Raw genomic sequence first — 16450 nt, 5'->3', positions numbered from 1 at the left:
CCCCATGAGTACCCTCGACAGCCCGCCGTCAGCCGTGGTGACGGGCAAGCCGGCCGAGAAGACCACGCCCCGGCTGCCCGGCACCCGGCGGCCCAGCGCCCGGCGCGGTGAGATCGGCCGCGGCGGGGCCCTCGCCTCGCACGGCATCCTGATCGTGGCGAGCGTCGTCGCGCTGTTCCCGGTCGCCTGGCTGGTCTTCCTGTCCCTCGGCCCGGACAAGGACGACTATCTGCGCCCCAGCGGCATCTGGGGCAAGATGACGCTGGACAACTACGCGTTCGTGCTGCAGAACACGAACTTCTTCGACTGGCTGAAGAGTTCGCTGATCGTCTCGCTCGGCACCACCGTCATCGGCGTCCTGGTCGCCGCCACCACCGGGTACGCGGTGTCCCGGATGCGGTTCCCCGGGTACAAGAAGTTCATGTGGGTCCTGCTGGTCACCCAGATGTTCCCGGTGGCCGTCCTGATAGTCCCGATGTACCAGATCCTGTCCGACCTTCAGCTGATCGACACCTACTTCGGCCTCATCCTCGTCTACTGCTCGACCGCGGTGCCGTACTGTGCGTGGCTGATGAAGGGCTATTTCGACACCATTCCGTTCGAGATCGACGAAGCGGGCCGGGTCGACGGGCTGTCCCCGTTCGGCACGTTCGTGCGGCTGATCCTGCCGCTCGCCAAGCCGGGCCTGGCGGTCGCCGCCTTCTACAGCTTCATCACGGCGTTCGGCGAGGTCGCCTTCGCCACGACGTTCATGCTGGACGACGAGAAGTACACGCTCGCCGTCGGTCTGCAGAGCTTCGTCAGCGAGCACGACGCCCAGCGCAACCTCATGGCCGCCACCGCGGTGCTGATCGCGATACCCGTCTCCGCGTTCTTCTACCTCGTGCAGAAGAACCTGGTGGCCGGCCTCACCGCGGGCGGCACGAAGGGCTGACGCCCTCCGTCCGACGACTCCCGCGCGCGCAGCGCGCGGGGTAGGCGGCCGCGGTGTCCTCCCCCAAGCTCTTCGAGCAGGGGGGACCCCCAAATCCCGCCGGCACCGCGGCCGCCTTGTCTCCGCCTCCCGCCTCCTCGGCCCCCGGCCCCACTCGCTTCCCTGACCGACCCCACGTATTCAAGGACGACATGAGCCAGCAGCACGCCGCCGCCCCGGCCCCCACGACCGCCGCCGTAGCCACCGCCACCAGGCGCCACGACTGGTGGCGGGACGCGGTGATCTACCAGGTGTATCCGCGCAGCTTCGCCGACAGCAACGGCGACGGCATGGGCGACCTGGAGGGCATCCGCTCCCGCCTGCCGTACCTGCGCGACCTCGGCGTGGACGCCGTGTGGCTCAGCCCCTTCTACGCCTCCCCGCAGGCCGACGCCGGCTACGACGTCGCCGACTACCGCGCCGTCGACCCCATGTTCGGCACCCTGCTCGACGCGGACGCGCTGATCCGGGACGCCCACGAACTGGGTCTGCGGATCATCGTCGACATCGTGCCCAACCACTCCTCCGACCAGCACGAGTGGTTCAAGCGGGCGCTCGCCGAGGGCCCCGGCTCGCCCTCGCGCGACCGCTACCACTTCCGCCCCGGCAAGGGCGCGGACGGGGAGCTCCCGCCCAACGACTGGGAGTCGATCTTCGGCGGCCCCGCCTGGAGCCGGGTCACCGAGCCCGACGGCACCCCGGGCGAGTGGTACCTGCACCTCTTCGCCCCCGAGCAGCCCGACTTCAACTGGGAGCACCCGGCCGTCGGCGACGAGTTCCGCTCCATCCTGCGGTTCTGGCTCGACATGGGCGTGGACGGCTTCCGCATCGACGTCGCGCACGGCATGGTGAAGGCCGAGGGCCTGCCCGACCTGGGGGACCACGAGCAGCTGAAGCTGCTGGGCAACGATGTCATGCCGTTCTTCGACCAGGACGGCGTGCACGACATCTACCGGCAGTGGCGGCTCATCCTCGACGAGTACTCTGGTGAGCGCATCTTCGTCGCCGAGGCCTGGACCCCGACCGTCGAGCGCACCGCGAACTACGTCCGCCCCGACGAGCTGCACCAGGCCTTCAACTTCCAGTACCTGGGCACCCACTGGGACGCCGAGGAGCTGCGTACGGTCATCGACCGCACCCTGGACGCGATGCGTCCGGTGGGCGCCCCCGCCACCTGGGTGCTGTCCAACCACGACGTCACCCGGCACGCCACCCGCTTCGCCAACCCGGCGGGCCTCGGCACCCAGATCCGGGAGGCCGGGGACCGCGAACTCGGTCTGCGCCGGGCCCGCGCGGCGACGCTGCTGATGCTGGCGCTGCCCGGCTCGGCGTACGTCTACCAGGGCGAGGAGCTGGGGCTCCCGGACGTCGTGGACCTCCCGGACGAGGTGCGCCAGGACCCGGCGTACTTCCGGGGCGCGGGCCAGGACGGCTTCCGCGACGGATGCCGGGTGCCGATCCCGTGGACCCGCGACGGCTCCTCGTACGGCTTCGGGGGCGGCGGCAGCTGGCTGCCGCAGCCGGAGAACTGGGGCGAGCTGAGCGTCGAGGCGCAGACCGGAACGGCCGGCTCGACCCTGGAGCTGTACCGCGCCGCGCTCGCCGTGCGCCGGGAGCAGGCCGACCTGGGCGCGGGCGACACGGTGGAGTGGCTGCGGGCACCCGAGGGCGTACTCGCCTTCCGGCGCGGGGAGTTCGTGTGCGTCGCGAACACCACGGGCGAGGCGGTGACCGTGCCGTCCTACGGCAAGGTACTGATCACCAATGGTGAGGTGGCCGAAACCGGCGACGAGGCGAAGGTGCCGGCAGATACGACGGTGTGGTGGACACGGGCCTGACGACTCGCCCGCCACAGGGCCCGCCGCTCTCTTCCGGGGAGCGGCGGGCCCTCGCCCTGCACGGAGTGCGCCGTCAAGTCCGCTGCCCGCTCCGCCGGTTCACCTCACGCACCCTGGCGCTCAGCTCGGCGGTGCGACGACCCTCCCGCAGCGCTTCCGCCAGCTTGCGTGCCGTGCCCGGATTGCAGCGCCCGAGATCCACCAGCGGCGGCAGATAGTTGCTGGCCAGCGAGACGGTGTCGAGCCCCAACGAGGGCAGGAGCACGCCGGCGTCGTCCAGTGCCAGGGAGAGTTCGTTCCTGGCCTCGTCGGCGTCCTGGACCGCGGCCGCACGCCTCGTACGTTCCTGTGGTGCCATGAATACGGTGCCCTTCCCTCGTGATGATCCCGACTCTCCCCACGATCATCGGTACGTGACGCTACGCTCACCAGCGGTAACGGTTTTCGTTGCACCGGATCGAAAACGGGGGACAGTCGATGCCCGCGCCGAAGGAACTCAACCCGTCCGCGTCCCTTCCTGCGCTGTACGGCGTGAAACTGCGCAAGCTCCGCGTCCGCGCCGGGTTCACGCAACGCGGGCTCGGTGACCTGACCCCCGTCGCCCACAGCCGTATCGCCCAGTTCGAACTGGGCAAGGAGACCCCGCCCGAGGACGTCAACACCAGGCTGGACGAGATCCTGGAGGCCGACGGCGACCTGGTCGACCTGTGGACCCACATCAAACGGACGCCGATCCCGGACTGGGCACGGAAGTTCGTGGCGTACGAGGCCAGGGCGAACGCCATGCACAAGTACACGGCGCACAGCGTCCCGGGTCTGCTCCAGACCGAGGCTTACGCGCGTGAGGTGCTGCGCCATGGGCAGCCGTGGTGCAGGGTGGAGGAGATCGAAGAGAATGTGGCGGCGCGGCTGAGTCGGCAGAGTCTGCTCCGGAAACCGCGACCGCCCCTGTTGTGGGTGGTGCTCGACGAGTCGGTGATCCGGCGCCCGGTGGGAGGTCCGACCGTCATGCGGGAGCAGTTGGCCTCTGTACTGGAAGCCGCTCGCACCCCGCACATCGAGGTGCAGGTGATGCCCTTCGTAGCGGGGGCCCACTCCGCCATGGGCGGCTCGCTCACCCTCCTGTCCTTCGACAACGCGCCGGACGTGGCCTACCTGGAGGCGGGCCACTCGGGCGAGTTGGTGGAAGACCGGGCCATGGTGACCCGGCACTCCCATCGTTACGATCTCGTCCATGCCCGAGCCCTGCCGCCAGAGGCATCCGCGGCCCTGATCCGGCGGGTCATGAAGGAGTACGAGACATGCGCAGTACTCGACCTGATCTGACCGCCGCAGTGTGGCGCAAGAGCACGTACAGCGATGGCGGCGGCGGCGACTGCCTGGAACTCGCCGACAACATCCCCGGCACCGTCCCCGTCCGTGACAGCAAGAACCTCACCGGCATGACCCTGCATTTCGGCACCTCTGCCTGGGTGGCGTTCATCGACGGCATACGGGCCGGCGCGCACTGATATGGGTCCTTACCGTGACGCGACCTCGTTGTTTCGCCGCAGCCCTCAAAGTCGGTGACTTTCTGCCAGGTGAGCTTGCTCCGCTTTGACGTACGAGAAGACGGGCGGCAGCAAGGTCACGATCCAGCTCGCGATGACCACGGGCGTGGCGGCATACAAGGATATTCAGAAGTCTGTCTCCGCAGGCGAGGCTAACGTGATCGCGTGATCGACTACGACGATTCCGGCCGCCCTTTGGTCCAGGTGGGAGGCCCCGGGCCCGCCCGTCTAATGCTCTCGGAGCCGACCCGGCCGTTCGAGGACGAACCAACGCTCGACTTCCTCGTCAGGGCCTGCGGGCCCTGGGGAAGTGTCGAGACCTCGGCGGAGACCTGGGACGGCGACGGCTTCGACACCTTCCTCGCCGCACTTGCCGAAGACTTCCGGGGCTGGGAAGGAGTGCGCACCTGGCACTCCCTCTGCTATGACCTGACCCTCTCAGCGGAGCACCGACCTGGCGGCCACGTCCAACTGACCTGGGGAATCCGTGACCGGGCACCCTCTGAGGAATGGCAGTTCGAGACCACCACAGTGCACGCGGCAGGCGAGGATATGCGCAACCTCACCGCCGAGATCCACACGTTCATTGCGAGCGTCGCGGAGTAGCTGAACGAGCCCTCATGCCGGGCCCCACCACCGGACGAGTCATCGGTTTCACCGCAAGCTCGATCAACGATCCGGATCTCCCGCCGGTGGTAGTCAGTGAGGTTTTCTCAACGATGGTCACTTCCAGATTCCGTTGAGGACGAGGGCGGCGCGGGCGATGTCGCCGATCCGGCTGGGGCTGAGGGTGACGTGCTGCAGCGTGCGCCAGCGCTGCTTGAGCTCGGCAGCGGTGCGCTCGCCCAGGGCCCGAACGCTCCGCACGAGGGTGTTGAAGGCACGGGTGTCCGCGCAAAGTGCCTGCTCGGACTGGTTGTTGGGGCGGCGGACGGGAATGAGGATGCCGATGCCGGCGCCGATGTAGCCCTTGTCGGCCAGGGTCGGCAGCCCGTCGGCCGCCGCCTTGTAGAGGGCGGGCAGGGCGTGGATGCGGGCGGCGGTGACGTCGGGGGTGGAGCCGGGTTCGACGTCGGAGACCCACAGCGGGGTGCCGTCCGGAGCGGCCAGGAACTGCACGTTGCCGCCGAACGCCTTGTGTTTCTGGCTGAACCACCAGTCGTTGCCGTTGTCGCGGACGCCGGCGAGGCGGTCCGATTCGATCAGTGTGCCGTCGAGGATCACGTGGGTCATCCCCGCGCGTCGGCAGTGGTCCAGGACCGCGTGCAGGTCCGGGGCCTGGGCGGCGAGGACGTCGATGCCCTCGTGCAGGTAGCGGTAGCCGGTGGCCTGAGAGACGCCCGCGTCGCGGGCCAGGCAGTGCACGCAGCCGCGTTCGCGGAACCAACGCAGCACCAGCACGGCCTGGCGGAACGGGCCGAGCGCCCGGCTGCCTCGCGGAGTGCCGATTCGGCGGCGGTGGGCGGCGAGCAGACGCGAGAGGTGGTCCACGACGTGGCGCGGGACATCGAGCGTGGCAACATAGGTGACCAACGTGAAGCCTCTGGTGGTTACGGACATGATCTTGTGGTGAGACCTGTCCTACCAGGGGCTTTACGTCTGTCCACGGCCGGGCCCAGTCCGTCCGGCCTGCTCACGCATGGAGCGGTTCATGCCGCTTCGCGTAGATCATTTCGCTGAGAAAACGTCAGTGAGGGGGAAGCCAGGAAAACAGCGGAAAAGCAGACCCGGCTCTCAAGCGACTCAACGCTGTTCCTGGCGCAGTTGGTCGAGGGAGAGTGGCGACCCGGCTGGCTTGTGGGCAGCGGCGACAAGGACGTCGTGATCGATGCCGCCCCCGGGGGGCGACCTCGTCGTGTGCGATGCCCGGACGCCCGCCCGCGGCCTGGGGAGGACGCACCGTCCCAAAGGTGTGAGCACTTTGGCCACTGCTGTCCTGATGCTGCTCGTTTGAGCGCTTAAGTGGCACATGACCGCCGACTGCTCACGCTTTTCGGCAAGGCATCCGTCTCCGGCCCCGCAGCGTCGGGACCGCGGAGATCCGCTGCACCACCCGGTGGGACACCATCGAAAGGACCAGTTCGACCACAGGGGCCAGACGTGAAGGACGGGCCAATGGGCATGGGTGACGTGACCTGGTTGCCGTATGACGAGCAGAGTCTTGCCTCCAGCGGGGTATCCGGTCAGGCAGCCCGCCTCCTTGCTGAGCGAGGATTGCCGGCCGACTGCAACCGGATGTTCGTACGTGACCGGGACCGCGAACTGGCAGACCGCGAACTTCCCGCAGGCCGAGCGGTGTTCCTCGGTCTCTTCAATGAGGGCATCGACTCGTACTGGCTGCTGACCGACAGCGGTGCGGTCTGGATGCTCAGGGGCTGTGAAGGCGGTCCGGGCGAGCAGTACGGTCTGGTCAACACATCGGTGGAACACCTGGTGGAGGTACTGCGGACCTGGGAGACGTTCGTCTGCTCCGGCAAGAGCGACGGGACCGCCTGCGCAGGGCTGCGCCGGCACAGGCCAGGACGACGGCGAGACCCGCCGGCACGCAGACGAGAACGTTGATCGACATGGAGACGTGCTCCACTGCGGTGCCGTCGGAGTAGACGCAGGCGCTACGAAGAGGCCAGTGCTCCTGCTCGATGCCTGCCCACTCGGCACCGGAGGCGTTCCGGTCTTCGCACACCTCGGGAAACGGCCCTCCCATGGCGACGGAGAACCAGCCGTAGCAGTACACGGCTGCTGCCGAAGAACCGAAGACCAGAACGAGAACGGCACAGAGCCTGGACGGAGACAGGGGCGGGTTGTCCAGCATCAGAACAACGGTCACGATGCCCGCCGCCGCAGTGGCCAGGCTGATGAGCATCAGCACGCCCATCAAAGCGAGTGACACGGTGTCACCTTATTTTCGTTGACGTAACGGACTGTGGCGCTGCTATCCGACAGCAACTCCTCGAACCGCCCGCCCCGTCGTCGCTGCCACTGCAGCCCGGCACACCCTCATGCCCGCCGACTGCGTCGGCCAACCCGACTGCCAGCGGATTCAGGGCTGACGCGCCGCCTCGTGCAGTCGGTCACGCGCGGCCCGCAGCAAGTCCTGCGACCACTCCGCACGCGTGACTCCCTCGGGCAGCCTCGTCGACTCGGCGTGACCGGCACCCAGAGCGCGGGCGATCGCCGCCACCGCGAAACACTGCATGAGATCGTCGTTGTACTCACCGCGGCGTTCCTCGGCGAGCTTCAGCAGAGCGCGGAGGAGTTCGGCGTCGAACCCGTCGTGCAGGATCTCCCCCGCCCCCGAGACCGCGGCCATGAACGCATCATCGCTCGTATCCCACTCGGGGGAGCCCAGTAACTCGAGGATCTGCTCCCGGTACTTCATTCCCACTCTCCAGTGCCCCGTGAGCACCTGCACGGCGAGCGCAGAGACCTCGGGATCCTCGGGGTGGATCAGATACGTGGCGATCAGCGGCTCGTATGCCGGGCCGCCCGCACGGGCTACCGCGTACAGCCGCTGGTAGAGCTCTCGGCCGGCCCGGCACTCGGGGACGGCTTGGGCGATCTGCTGCACTTCCTGCGGCGGAATGGTGCCGTCCTTCGCCCGTGCGATCAGCTGCCGCACATATGCGTCATGCGCCACTGTCATGTTCCACTCACTTGATTCTGAGGAAGTTTTTGTCGTCGGGCCAGGCTGGTGGTGTCGCGCCGTGGTTCTCGACGAAGGGCTTGGTGCGGCGGCGGGCGATGCCCTGGGAGGTGACGTCGACCGCCATCGAGGCGGTGCCGTGATGGCCGTCGGCCATCCAAGACAGGCCGGTTCCGGTACGGACGGCGGTGGCATCGCCGGCCGGGTAGGGAACGGTCTTGCAGAGGTCGCTGCGGGACCGCTGGGGGCCCGCAGCGACCGCGCAAGACCCGGTGCCGCCCAGTTCCGGCCATCGTAGACGCGCGCCTCAGAACCCCGGGGCTGGGAGGAAATCCGGCCACCATGAGGGCACGCCGCTGGGGCAGTCGTAGGTGGTGCCACTCCAGAAGAGGGAGAGAGCAAACCAGGAAACGGCGGGGAGAGTCACCGCGAGGGCGAAGGCGTGGAGAAAGGGACGGTTCCCAAGGAGGGTGCCCATCGCAACCCAGCCCAACAGCAGGACCGTCGAGAGGCCCGGGATGAAGAGGAAAAGCAGAAAGTTGCTGTTGGCCGCGTTGTTCACTCCTATGTCGCAGGCATTCCACGCCCTGCCCAGAAGCGTGGCCGTGAGCACGGCGAGAGCCGGCCCCACCACCGTGCCGAGACATCCATGCAGCCGTCGATTCCCCATACGCCCCCTCAAAACGTCGTCCGCTCCGGAAGCATCGGAGCCGCACCGCTCGTCACCGTATCCACCCGCTCCGCAAGCCCCTGACCAACGGAGGGCCGGCCTGCCCCTTGGCGGACAGACCGGTCCCGGCGGGAGGTCTGGGTTACGGCTTCGTCCCCGTCCGCGACAGCAAGACCCCCACCGGACCTGTCCTGTTCGTCGCCCCCTCTGCCTGGGCTGCGTTCGTCGAAGGCATACAGCACAGCACGTCCTGATGAGGTCTTCGGGCTCAACCGCGGAGTGCTGGTACAGGGCCGGCGGAAGGTCTACCGGATCACTCGGTTGTGCATCGAGGAGTGGCTGCGCGCACACGAGGAGGGTGACGCCGAGGGGGTGCGCGAGTGGACGAGCACCGTATGGGAACAGCCGACCGCCGATGTGGTGTACGCGATGTTCCACCAGGCGATGGCCCCCGGAGCGGAGGACGTGTTCGCCGACGACCCCGGGGTGCTGCGACTGCTGACGGATGAGCGGGTGCGGGCGGGGCTGCTCAGCTGATCCCGAACGGACCGGCAGGCCGTCCTTCCGGAATTTCTTGCCGCAACTTCACGCCGACCGCTGCCCTTTCGGAGGGTGAAGCTTTAACATCTGCGTCACCGCAAGGTTTCTGAAGGTTTCAGCAAGAAGCTTCAGGCGCCTTCGCACTCCCCACACCCTTCGATGAAGAAGGAACCCCACATGGCACGCAGAACCCTCGCCGGGGTCGCCGCGCTCGCGGTCGCTTCGGTTGTCATGACCCCGACTGTCGCGCAGGCCGCGCCGCCCGGGAACAAGGATGTCACCGCCGTCCTCTTCGAGTGGAACTTCAACTCGGTCGCCCGCGAGTGCACCACCACCCTCGGCCCCGCCGGGTACGGCTCCGTCCAGGTCTCCCCGCCCGCCGAGCACATACAGGGCTCGCAGTGGTGGACGTCGTACCAGCCCGTCAGCTACAAGATCGCCGGCCGGCTCGGCGACCGCACCGCCTTCCGGAACATGGTGAACACGTGTCACGCGGCCGGCGTGAAGGTCGTCGCCGACGCGGTCATCAACCACATGGCCGCGGGCAACGGAACCGGCACCGGCGGCTCCTCGTACACCAAGTACAACTACCCGGGCCTGTACTCGTCGCCCGACTTCGACAACTGCACCTCGCAGATCACCAACTACCAGGACCGCGGGAACGTCCAGAACTGCGAACTGGTCGGTCTCGCCGACCTCGACACCGGCGAGAACTACGTCCGCGGTGCCATCGCCGGATACCTCAACGACCTGCTCTCCCTCGGGGTCGACGGCTTCCGCATCGACGCGGCCAAGCACATGCCGGCCGCCGACCTGGCGAACATCAAGTCCCGGCTCTCCAACCCCGGCGTGTACTGGAAGCAGGAGGCCATCTACGGCGCGGGTGAGGCCGTCCAGCCCAGTGAGTACACCGGCACCGGCGACGTCCAGGAGTTCCGCTACGCCTACGACCTCAAGCGGGTCTTCAACAACGAGAACCTCGCCTACCTGAAGAACTACGGCGAGGGCTGGGGCTACATGAACAGCGGTGTCTCCGGCGTCTTCGTCGACAACCATGACACCGAGCGCAACGGCTCCACGCTCAGCTACAAGGACAACGCCAACTACACCCTGGCCAACGTCTTCATGCTGGCCTGGCCCTACGGCTCCCCGGACATCAACTCCGGCTACGAGTTCTCCGACCACGACGCCGGTCCGCCCAACGGCGGTCAGGTGAACGCTTGCTGGCAGAACGGCTGGAAGTGCCAGCACGCCTGGCCGGAGATCAAGTCCATGGTCGCCTTCCGCAATGCCACGCGCGGCCAGGCCGTGACGAACTGGTGGGACAACGGGAACGACGCCATCGCCTTCGGGCGGGGCAACAAGGGCTTCGTGGCCGTCAACCACGAGTCCGGCTCCCTGACCCGCACCTACCAGACCTCGCTCCCGGCGGGCACGTACTGCAACGTCCAGAACAACACGCCGGTGACGGTGAACGGTTCGGGGCAGCTGACCGCCACCCTGGGCTCGAACACAGCCCTCGCGGTGTACGCGGGCAAGTCCTCCTGCTGAACGCGCGCCGGCCGCGCCGCCCTTCCCGGGGGAGAGGCGCGGCCGGCGCCCGGATGTAAGTCCTTACCGTTACTTTCATGACCCTTGCTGTAAAGCTTTCAACGGCGATACGGTCACGCCGGTGCCTCGGTGACATGGCCGGAAAAGGTCGTGCCGTGGCGTGGGGTCGGACCCCAAATGAGCCGTAATCGCAAGGAGTTCACGCCTTGATACCCAGATGGCCCGCGCCCCCGGCGCGCCGCACCACGCAGGGAAGGCGGGTGGCCGCGGTCACCGCGGCAGCGCTCGCCGCCGCCCTTGCCGCCACCCTCGTACAGCCCCTGGCAGCTCAGGCCGCCACGCCCCCCGCGCCCCCGTCCGACGCCACGCTGGCGAAGGCCCCCGCGCGGCACGACCTCACCCGCGAGCAGTTCTACTTCGTCCTGCCGGACCGTTTCGCCAACGGGGACGCCAAGAACGACCGGGGCGGACTCACCGGTTCGCGGCTCAGCACCGGGTACGACCCCACCGACAAGGGCTTCTACCAGGGCGGCGACCTCAAGGGCCTCACCCAGAAGCTCGACTACATCAAGGGGCTCGGCACCACATCCATCTGGATGGCCCCCATCTTCAAGAACCAGCCCGTCCAGGGCACCGGCGAGGACGCGTCCGCCGGCTACCACGGGTACTGGATCACCGACTTCACCCAGGTCGACCCGCACTTCGGCACCAACAAGGACCTCGAGACCCTCATCGACAAAGCCCATGACAAGGGCATGAAGGTCTTCTTCGACGTCATCACCAACCACACCGCCGACGTCGTCGACTACGAGGAGAAGTCCTACGACTACCTCTCCAAGGGCGCCTTCCCCTACCTGACCAAGGACGGGAAGCCCTTCGACGACGCCGACTACGCCGACGGCTCGCGCACCTTCCCGCGCGTCGACGCCGGATCGTTCCCGCGCACCCCGACCGTCCCCGCCGCGAAGAAGAACGTCAAGGTCCCGTCGTGGCTCAACGACCCGGCGATGTACCACAACCGGGGCGACTCCACCTTCGCCGGCGAGTCCAGCGAGTACGGCGACTTCTCCGGCCTCGACGACCTGTGGACCGAGCGTCCCGAGGTCGTCGACGGCATGGAGAAGATCTACCAGCGGTGGGTGAAGGACTTCGACATCGACGGCTTCCGGATCGACACCGTGAAGCACGTCAACATGGAGTTCTGGACCCAGTGGGCCACCGCCCTGGACGCCTACGCGGCGAAGAAGGGGCGTGACGACTTCTTCATGTTCGGCGAGGTCTACTCCGCCGACACCGACGTCACCGCCCCCTACGTCACCGAGGGCCGCCTCGACGCCACCCTCGACTTCCCCTTCCAGGAGGCGGCCCGCCAGTACGCCTCCCAGGGCGGCAGCGCGCAGAAGCTCGCCTCGGTCTTCGGCGACGACCACAAGTACACGACCGACCGGGCCAACGCCTACGAGCAGGTCACCTTCCTCGGCAACCACGACATGGGCCGCATCGGGACGTTCCTGAAGCAGGACAACCCGAAGGCGTCCGACGCCGACCTGCTGAAGAAGGACATGCTCGCCAACGAGCTGATGTTCCTCAGCCGCGGCAACCCCGTCGTCTACTACGGCGACGAGCAGGGCTTCACCGGCGCCGGCGGCGACAAGGACGCCCGCCAGACCCTGTTCGCCTCCCGCACCGCCGACTACCTCGACGACGACCTCCTCGGCACCGACCGCACCCACGCCGACGACACCTACGACACGAAGGCCCCGCTCTACCGGCAGATCAGCGCCCTCGCGAAGCTCCGCAAGGCCCACCCGGCCCTCACCGACGGCGTGCAGCAGGAGCGGTACGCGGCCGACGGCCCCGGCGTCTACGCCTTCTCCCGCACCACGACCGGCACCCGCACCGGCCAGGACACCACCGAGTACGTCGTCGCCTTCAACAACGCCGACGAGACGAAGAAGGCCACCTTCGCGACCGGTTCCGCCCGCATGGCCTTCCGCGGCATCCACGGCACCGACGCCTCCGTGACCAGCGGCGCCGACCGGAAGATCACCGTCACCGTCCCGGCGGGCTCGACGATCGTCCTCAAGGCTTCCGGCAAGCTCGCCGAGCCCGCCGCGAAGCCCGCGGTCACCCTCCAGGCCCCCGAAGCGGGCGCCACCGGCACCGTCGAACTCACCGCCGACGTCGAGGGCGGACAGCTCAACCGCGTCGTCTTCGCCGCCCAGACCGGCAACGGGAAGTGGCGCACGCTCGGCTCCTCCGACCACGCCCCGCACCAGGTCACCCACACCATCGGCGACGACGTGCCGGCCGGCACCGCCCTGCGCTACAAGGCCGTCGCGATCGACTCCGCCGGCCGCACCGCGAGCGCCCGGGCCGCCTCCACCACCGGCACCCCGCCCGTCGAGGAACCGCCCACGGCGGGCTCCCGCGACCACGTGGTCGTCCACTACCGGCGCGCCGACGGCGACTACGACGACTGGGGCCTGTACGCCTGGGGCGACCTCGCCGACGGCGAGGCCACCGAGTGGCCCAACAGCCACCCCTTCACCGGCCGCGACGCCTACGGCGCCTTCGCCCACGTCAAGCTCAAGCCCGGCGCCTCGGACGTCGGTTTCCTGGTGATCGACGAGGACGGCACCAAGGACGTCTCCACCGACCGCACGATCGACGTCACGAAGAACGGCGAGATCTGGATCGAGCAGGGCAAGGAGACCGTCACCACCGAGCGGCCCGAGTACCCGGCGCAGGACAAGAGCAAGGCGGTGCTGCACTACCAGCGCGCCGACGGCGACTACGACGGCTGGGGCCTGCACGTGTGGACCGGCGCCGCCGACCCCACCGACTGGTCGAAGCCCCTGAAACCGGTGAAGACTGATCCCTATGGCGCGGTCTTCGAGGTACCGCTCACCGAGGGTGCCACCAGTCTCAGCTACATCATCCACAAGGGCGACGAGAAGGACCTCCCCTCCGACCAGTCGCTCGACCTCAAGGCGAACGGCCACGAGGTGTGGCTGTTGAGCGGCGAGGAGAAGTACCTGCTGCCCCAGCCGCCCGGCTCGGCCGCCGCCGTCGACCTGGCCACCTCCAAGGCGGTCTGGATCGACCGGAACACCGTCGTCTGGAACGGCTCCGCGAGCGCCGCCTCCACCCAGCTCCTCGCCTCCCGCACCGGCTCCGTGAAGGCGCAGGACGGCACGCTCGTCCTCGGTGACGACACGCGCGTGATCCGGCTGCTCCCGACCGCCCTGACCGACGCGCAGAAGGCGAAGTTCCCGCACCTGAAGGACGGCACCGCCCACTCCGTCGACCCGCGCGACCGGGACCGCGTACGCGAGGCCCTGCGCGGCCAGGTCGTCGCCGCCCAGCGGTCCGCGAATGGCGCCGTGCTCGCGGCGACCGGCGTGCAGATCGCGGGCGCCCTGGACGACCTGTACGCGGCCGGTGCGACGAAGGCGGAGCTCGGCCCCGTCTTCCGCGACGGCCGTCCCACGCTCTCCGTGTGGGCGCCGACCGCGCAGAGCGTCTCGCTGGAGATCGGCGGCTCCACCGCCCGGATGCGGCGCGACGACGCCACCGGCGTCTGGTCCGTCACCGGCCCGAAGTCCTGGAAGGGCAAGCCCTACCGGTACGCGGTGCAGGTGTGGGCGCCCAGCACCCGCGACCTCGTCACCAACAAGGTCACCGACCCCTACTCGGTCGCCCTGACCACCGACTCCGCGCGCAGCCTCGTCGTCGACCTCGGCGACCGCGACCTCGCCCCCAAGGGCTGGTCGGGCCTGGACAAGCCGAAGGCCGTCCCCCTCAAGGACGCCCAGATCCAGGAGCTGCACATCCGCGACTTCTCCGTCGAGGACCGCACGGCGAAGCGGCCCGGCACCTACCTGGCCTTCACCGACAAGGACAGCGACGGCTCCCAGCACCTGCGGAAGCTGGCCGAGGCCGGCACCTCGTACGTGCACCTGCTGCCCGCCTTCGACATCGCGACCATCCCCGAGAAGAAGTCCGACCGGGCGACCGTCGACTGCGACCTCGCCGCCCACCCGGCCGACTCCGACAAGCAGCAGGAGTGCGTGGCGAAGGCCGCCGCCAAGGACGCCTACAACTGGGGCTACGACCCGTACCACTACACGGTCCCCGAGGGCTCCTACGCCACCGACCCGGACGGCACGGCCCGCACGGTCGAGTTCCGCGAGATGGTCAAGGCGCTCAACGAGGACGGCCTGCGCGTCGTCATGGACGTCGTCTACAACCACACCGCGGCCAGCGGCCAGGCCGGCACCAGCGTCCTGGACCGGATCGTGCCCGGCTACTACCAGCGGCTCCTCGCCGACGGCTCCGTGGCCAACAGCACCTGCTGCGCCAACACCGCACCCGAGAACGCCATGATGGGCAAGCTCGTCGTCGACTCGATCGTCACCTGGGCCAAGGAGTACAAGGTCGACGGCTTCCGCTTCGACCTCATGGGCCACCACCCGAAGGCCAACATGCTCGCCGTCCGCAAGGCCCTCGACGCGCTGACCCTCAAGAAGGACGGCGTCGACGGCAAGAAAATCATCCTGTACGGCGAAGGCTGGAACTTCGGCGAGATCGCCGACGACGTCCGCTTCGAGCAGGCCACGCAGCAGAACATGGCCGGCACCGGCATCGCCACCTTCTCCGACCGGGCCCGCGACGCCGTCCGCGGCGGCGGTCCCTTCGACGAGGACCCCGGCGTCCAGGGCTTCGCCTCCGGCCTCTACACCGACCCGAACTCCTCGGAGGACAACGGAACCGAGGCCGAGCAGAAGGCCCGGCTCCTGCACTACCAGGACCTGATCAAGGTGGGCCTGAGCGGCAACCTCGCCGAGTACCGCTTCACCGACACCGACGGCAAGGAGGTCAAGGGCTCCCAGGTCGACTACAACGGCTCACCGGCCGGATACGCCGCCGTCCCGGGCGACGCCCTCGCCTACGCCGACGCGCACGACAACGAGTCGCTGTTCGACGCGCTCGCGTTCAAGCTGCCGGTGTCCGTGAGCGCCGACGACCGGGCCCGCATGCAGGTCCTCGCCATGGCGACCGCCGCCCTGTCGCAGGGCCCGGCGCTCTCCCAGGCCGGCACCGACCTGCTGCGCTCCAAGTCCCTGGACCGCAACTCCTACGACAGCGGGGACTGGTTCAACGCCATCCACTGGAACTGCGCCGACGGCAACGGCTTCGGCCGAGGTCTGCCGCCGGCCGCCGACAACGCCGACAAGTGGTCCTACGCCAAGCCCCTGCTGGGCGCGGTGCGGGTCGGGTGCCCGCAGATCGAGGGCGCCTCGGCCGCGTACCGGGACCTGCTGAGGATCCGCACGACGGAAGGGGCCTTCTCCCTCGACACCGCGGGGCAGGTGCAGTCCGCGCTGTCCTTCCCGCTGTCCGGGAAGGACGAGACACCCGGCGTGATCACCATGCGCCTCGGTGACCTGGTCGTCGTCTTCAACGCCACGCCGGACCGGCAGGAACAGCGCGTCGGCGCCCTGGCCGGCACGGACCACCGGCTGCACCCGGTGCAGGCGGCGGGCTCGGACGCGGTGGTGAAGACCTCGTCCTACGCGGCGGACACCGGCACCTTCACCGTCCCGGCCCGCTCGGTCGCGGTGTTCACCGCGGCCGGCTGACGCACCCGGCGCAAAGGCGCGGAAGCTAGGGTGGGCCCTC

Annotated in this window: 16 protein-coding genes; 11 read left to right on the top strand and 5 right to left on the bottom strand. The window is 68.7% G+C overall.

Annotated elements, in window-relative coordinates; genetic code table 11:
- The first annotated feature begins 4 nt into the window (after positions 1 to 4).
- Positions 5 to 934 (top strand): sugar ABC transporter permease, encoded by a 930-nt coding sequence (locus OHB56_RS12320; protein ID WP_406353200.1) that lies wholly within the window; start codon positions 5 to 7, stop codon positions 932 to 934.
- A gap of 191 nt (positions 935 to 1125) precedes the next feature.
- Positions 1126 to 2811: a glycoside hydrolase family 13 protein gene (locus OHB56_RS12315; protein ID WP_406353198.1), complete on the top strand. Its 1686-nt coding sequence runs from the start codon at positions 1126 to 1128 to the stop codon at positions 2809 to 2811.
- Positions 2812 to 2884: 73 nt separating this feature from the next.
- Here OHB56_RS12315 and OHB56_RS12310 read toward each other — a convergent pair whose 3' ends face one another.
- Entirely contained in the window at positions 2885 to 3169 is a 285-nt protein-coding gene (locus OHB56_RS12310; protein ID WP_406353196.1) for a hypothetical protein, read from the bottom strand.
- A 119-nt stretch (positions 3170 to 3288) separates the two neighbouring features.
- Between OHB56_RS12310 and OHB56_RS12305 the strand changes: the two genes are divergently transcribed.
- The 4 genes from OHB56_RS12305 (at position 3289) to OHB56_RS12290 (ending at position 4967) form a co-directional block, all read left to right on the top strand.
- Positions 3289 to 4137: a helix-turn-helix domain-containing protein gene (locus OHB56_RS12305; RefSeq protein WP_406353194.1), complete on the top strand. Its 849-nt coding sequence runs from the start codon at positions 3289 to 3291 to the stop codon at positions 4135 to 4137.
- Positions 4113 to 4322 (top strand): DUF397 domain-containing protein, encoded by a 210-nt coding sequence (locus tag OHB56_RS12300; RefSeq protein WP_406353193.1) that lies wholly within the window; start codon positions 4113 to 4115, stop codon positions 4320 to 4322. Before OHB56_RS12305 ends, OHB56_RS12300 begins: the two co-directional genes overlap by 25 nt.
- Positions 4323 to 4407: 85 nt before the next feature.
- Positions 4408 to 4530 carry a hypothetical protein gene (locus OHB56_RS12295; protein WP_406353192.1) on the top strand — a complete coding sequence of 41 codons (123 nt, stop codon included), beginning with the start codon at positions 4408 to 4410 and terminating at the stop codon, positions 4528 to 4530.
- Between the two features lie 62 nt (positions 4531 to 4592).
- Positions 4593 to 4967 (top strand): DUF6228 family protein, encoded by a 375-nt coding sequence (locus OHB56_RS12290; protein WP_406359023.1) that lies wholly within the window; start codon positions 4593 to 4595, stop codon positions 4965 to 4967.
- Positions 4968 to 5084: 117 nt separating this feature from the next.
- On the opposite strand, the gene OHB56_RS12285 is transcribed toward OHB56_RS12290, so the two are convergent.
- Positions 5085 to 5894, bottom strand: coding sequence for a transposase family protein (locus tag OHB56_RS12285; protein WP_326757295.1), 810 nt, complete (start codon positions 5892 to 5894; stop codon positions 5085 to 5087).
- A 582-nt stretch (positions 5895 to 6476) separates the two neighbouring features.
- On the opposite strand from OHB56_RS12285, the gene OHB56_RS12280 reads away from it, so the two are divergent.
- Positions 6477 to 6923, top strand: a complete 447-nt coding sequence (locus OHB56_RS12280) for an SUKH-4 family immunity protein (protein ID WP_406359021.1) — start codon at positions 6477 to 6479, stop codon at positions 6921 to 6923.
- A gap of 478 nt (positions 6924 to 7401) precedes the next feature.
- On the opposite strand, the gene OHB56_RS12275 is transcribed toward OHB56_RS12280, so the two are convergent.
- The 3 genes from OHB56_RS12275 to OHB56_RS12265 all read right to left on the bottom strand — a co-directional run bounded on the left by OHB56_RS12275 (position 7402) and on the right by OHB56_RS12265 (position 8617).
- Entirely contained in the window at positions 7402 to 8004 is a 603-nt protein-coding gene (locus tag OHB56_RS12275; protein ID WP_406353191.1) for a hypothetical protein, read from the bottom strand.
- Between the two features lie 7 nt (positions 8005 to 8011).
- Positions 8012 to 8161 (bottom strand): hypothetical protein, encoded by a 150-nt coding sequence (locus tag OHB56_RS12270; RefSeq protein ID WP_406353189.1) that lies wholly within the window; start codon positions 8159 to 8161, stop codon positions 8012 to 8014.
- A 150-nt stretch (positions 8162 to 8311) separates the two neighbouring features.
- Entirely contained in the window at positions 8312 to 8617 is a 306-nt protein-coding gene (locus OHB56_RS12265) for a hypothetical protein (RefSeq protein ID WP_406353188.1), read from the bottom strand.
- A gap of 164 nt (positions 8618 to 8781) precedes the next feature.
- Here OHB56_RS12265 and OHB56_RS12260 point away from each other — a divergent pair, with 164 nt between their 5' ends.
- From OHB56_RS12260 to pulA, 4 genes are all read left to right on the top strand, one after another.
- On the top strand, positions 8782 to 8928 hold the full coding sequence (locus OHB56_RS12260) for a DUF397 domain-containing protein (RefSeq protein WP_406353186.1): 147 nt from the start codon (positions 8782 to 8784) through the stop codon (positions 8926 to 8928).
- A 25-nt stretch (positions 8929 to 8953) separates the two neighbouring features.
- Positions 8954 to 9211 (top strand): hypothetical protein, encoded by a 258-nt coding sequence (locus tag OHB56_RS12255; RefSeq protein ID WP_406353185.1) that lies wholly within the window; start codon positions 8954 to 8956, stop codon positions 9209 to 9211.
- A gap of 180 nt (positions 9212 to 9391) precedes the next feature.
- A complete protein-coding gene (locus OHB56_RS12250; RefSeq protein ID WP_406353183.1) occupies positions 9392 to 10765 on the top strand; it encodes an alpha-amylase family protein in 1374 nt (457 codons plus the stop codon).
- A 206-nt stretch (positions 10766 to 10971) separates the two neighbouring features.
- The gene (pulA, locus tag OHB56_RS12245) at positions 10972 to 16410 is read left to right on the top strand and encodes a pullulanase-type alpha-1,6-glucosidase (RefSeq protein WP_406353181.1); all 5439 of its coding nucleotides are present in this window, start codon (positions 10972 to 10974) and stop codon (positions 16408 to 16410) included.
- Positions 16411 to 16450: the final 40 nt, after the last annotated feature.

The sequence above is a fragment of the Streptomyces sp. NBC_01635 genome (assembly GCF_045209715.1).
In the GTDB taxonomy this organism is placed as follows: Bacteria; Actinomycetota; Actinomycetes; order Streptomycetales; family Streptomycetaceae; genus Streptomyces; species Streptomyces hirsutus.
The sequence above is the reverse complement of the archived record's forward strand: the minus strand, read 5'-3'. Positions and strand labels throughout refer to the sequence as shown.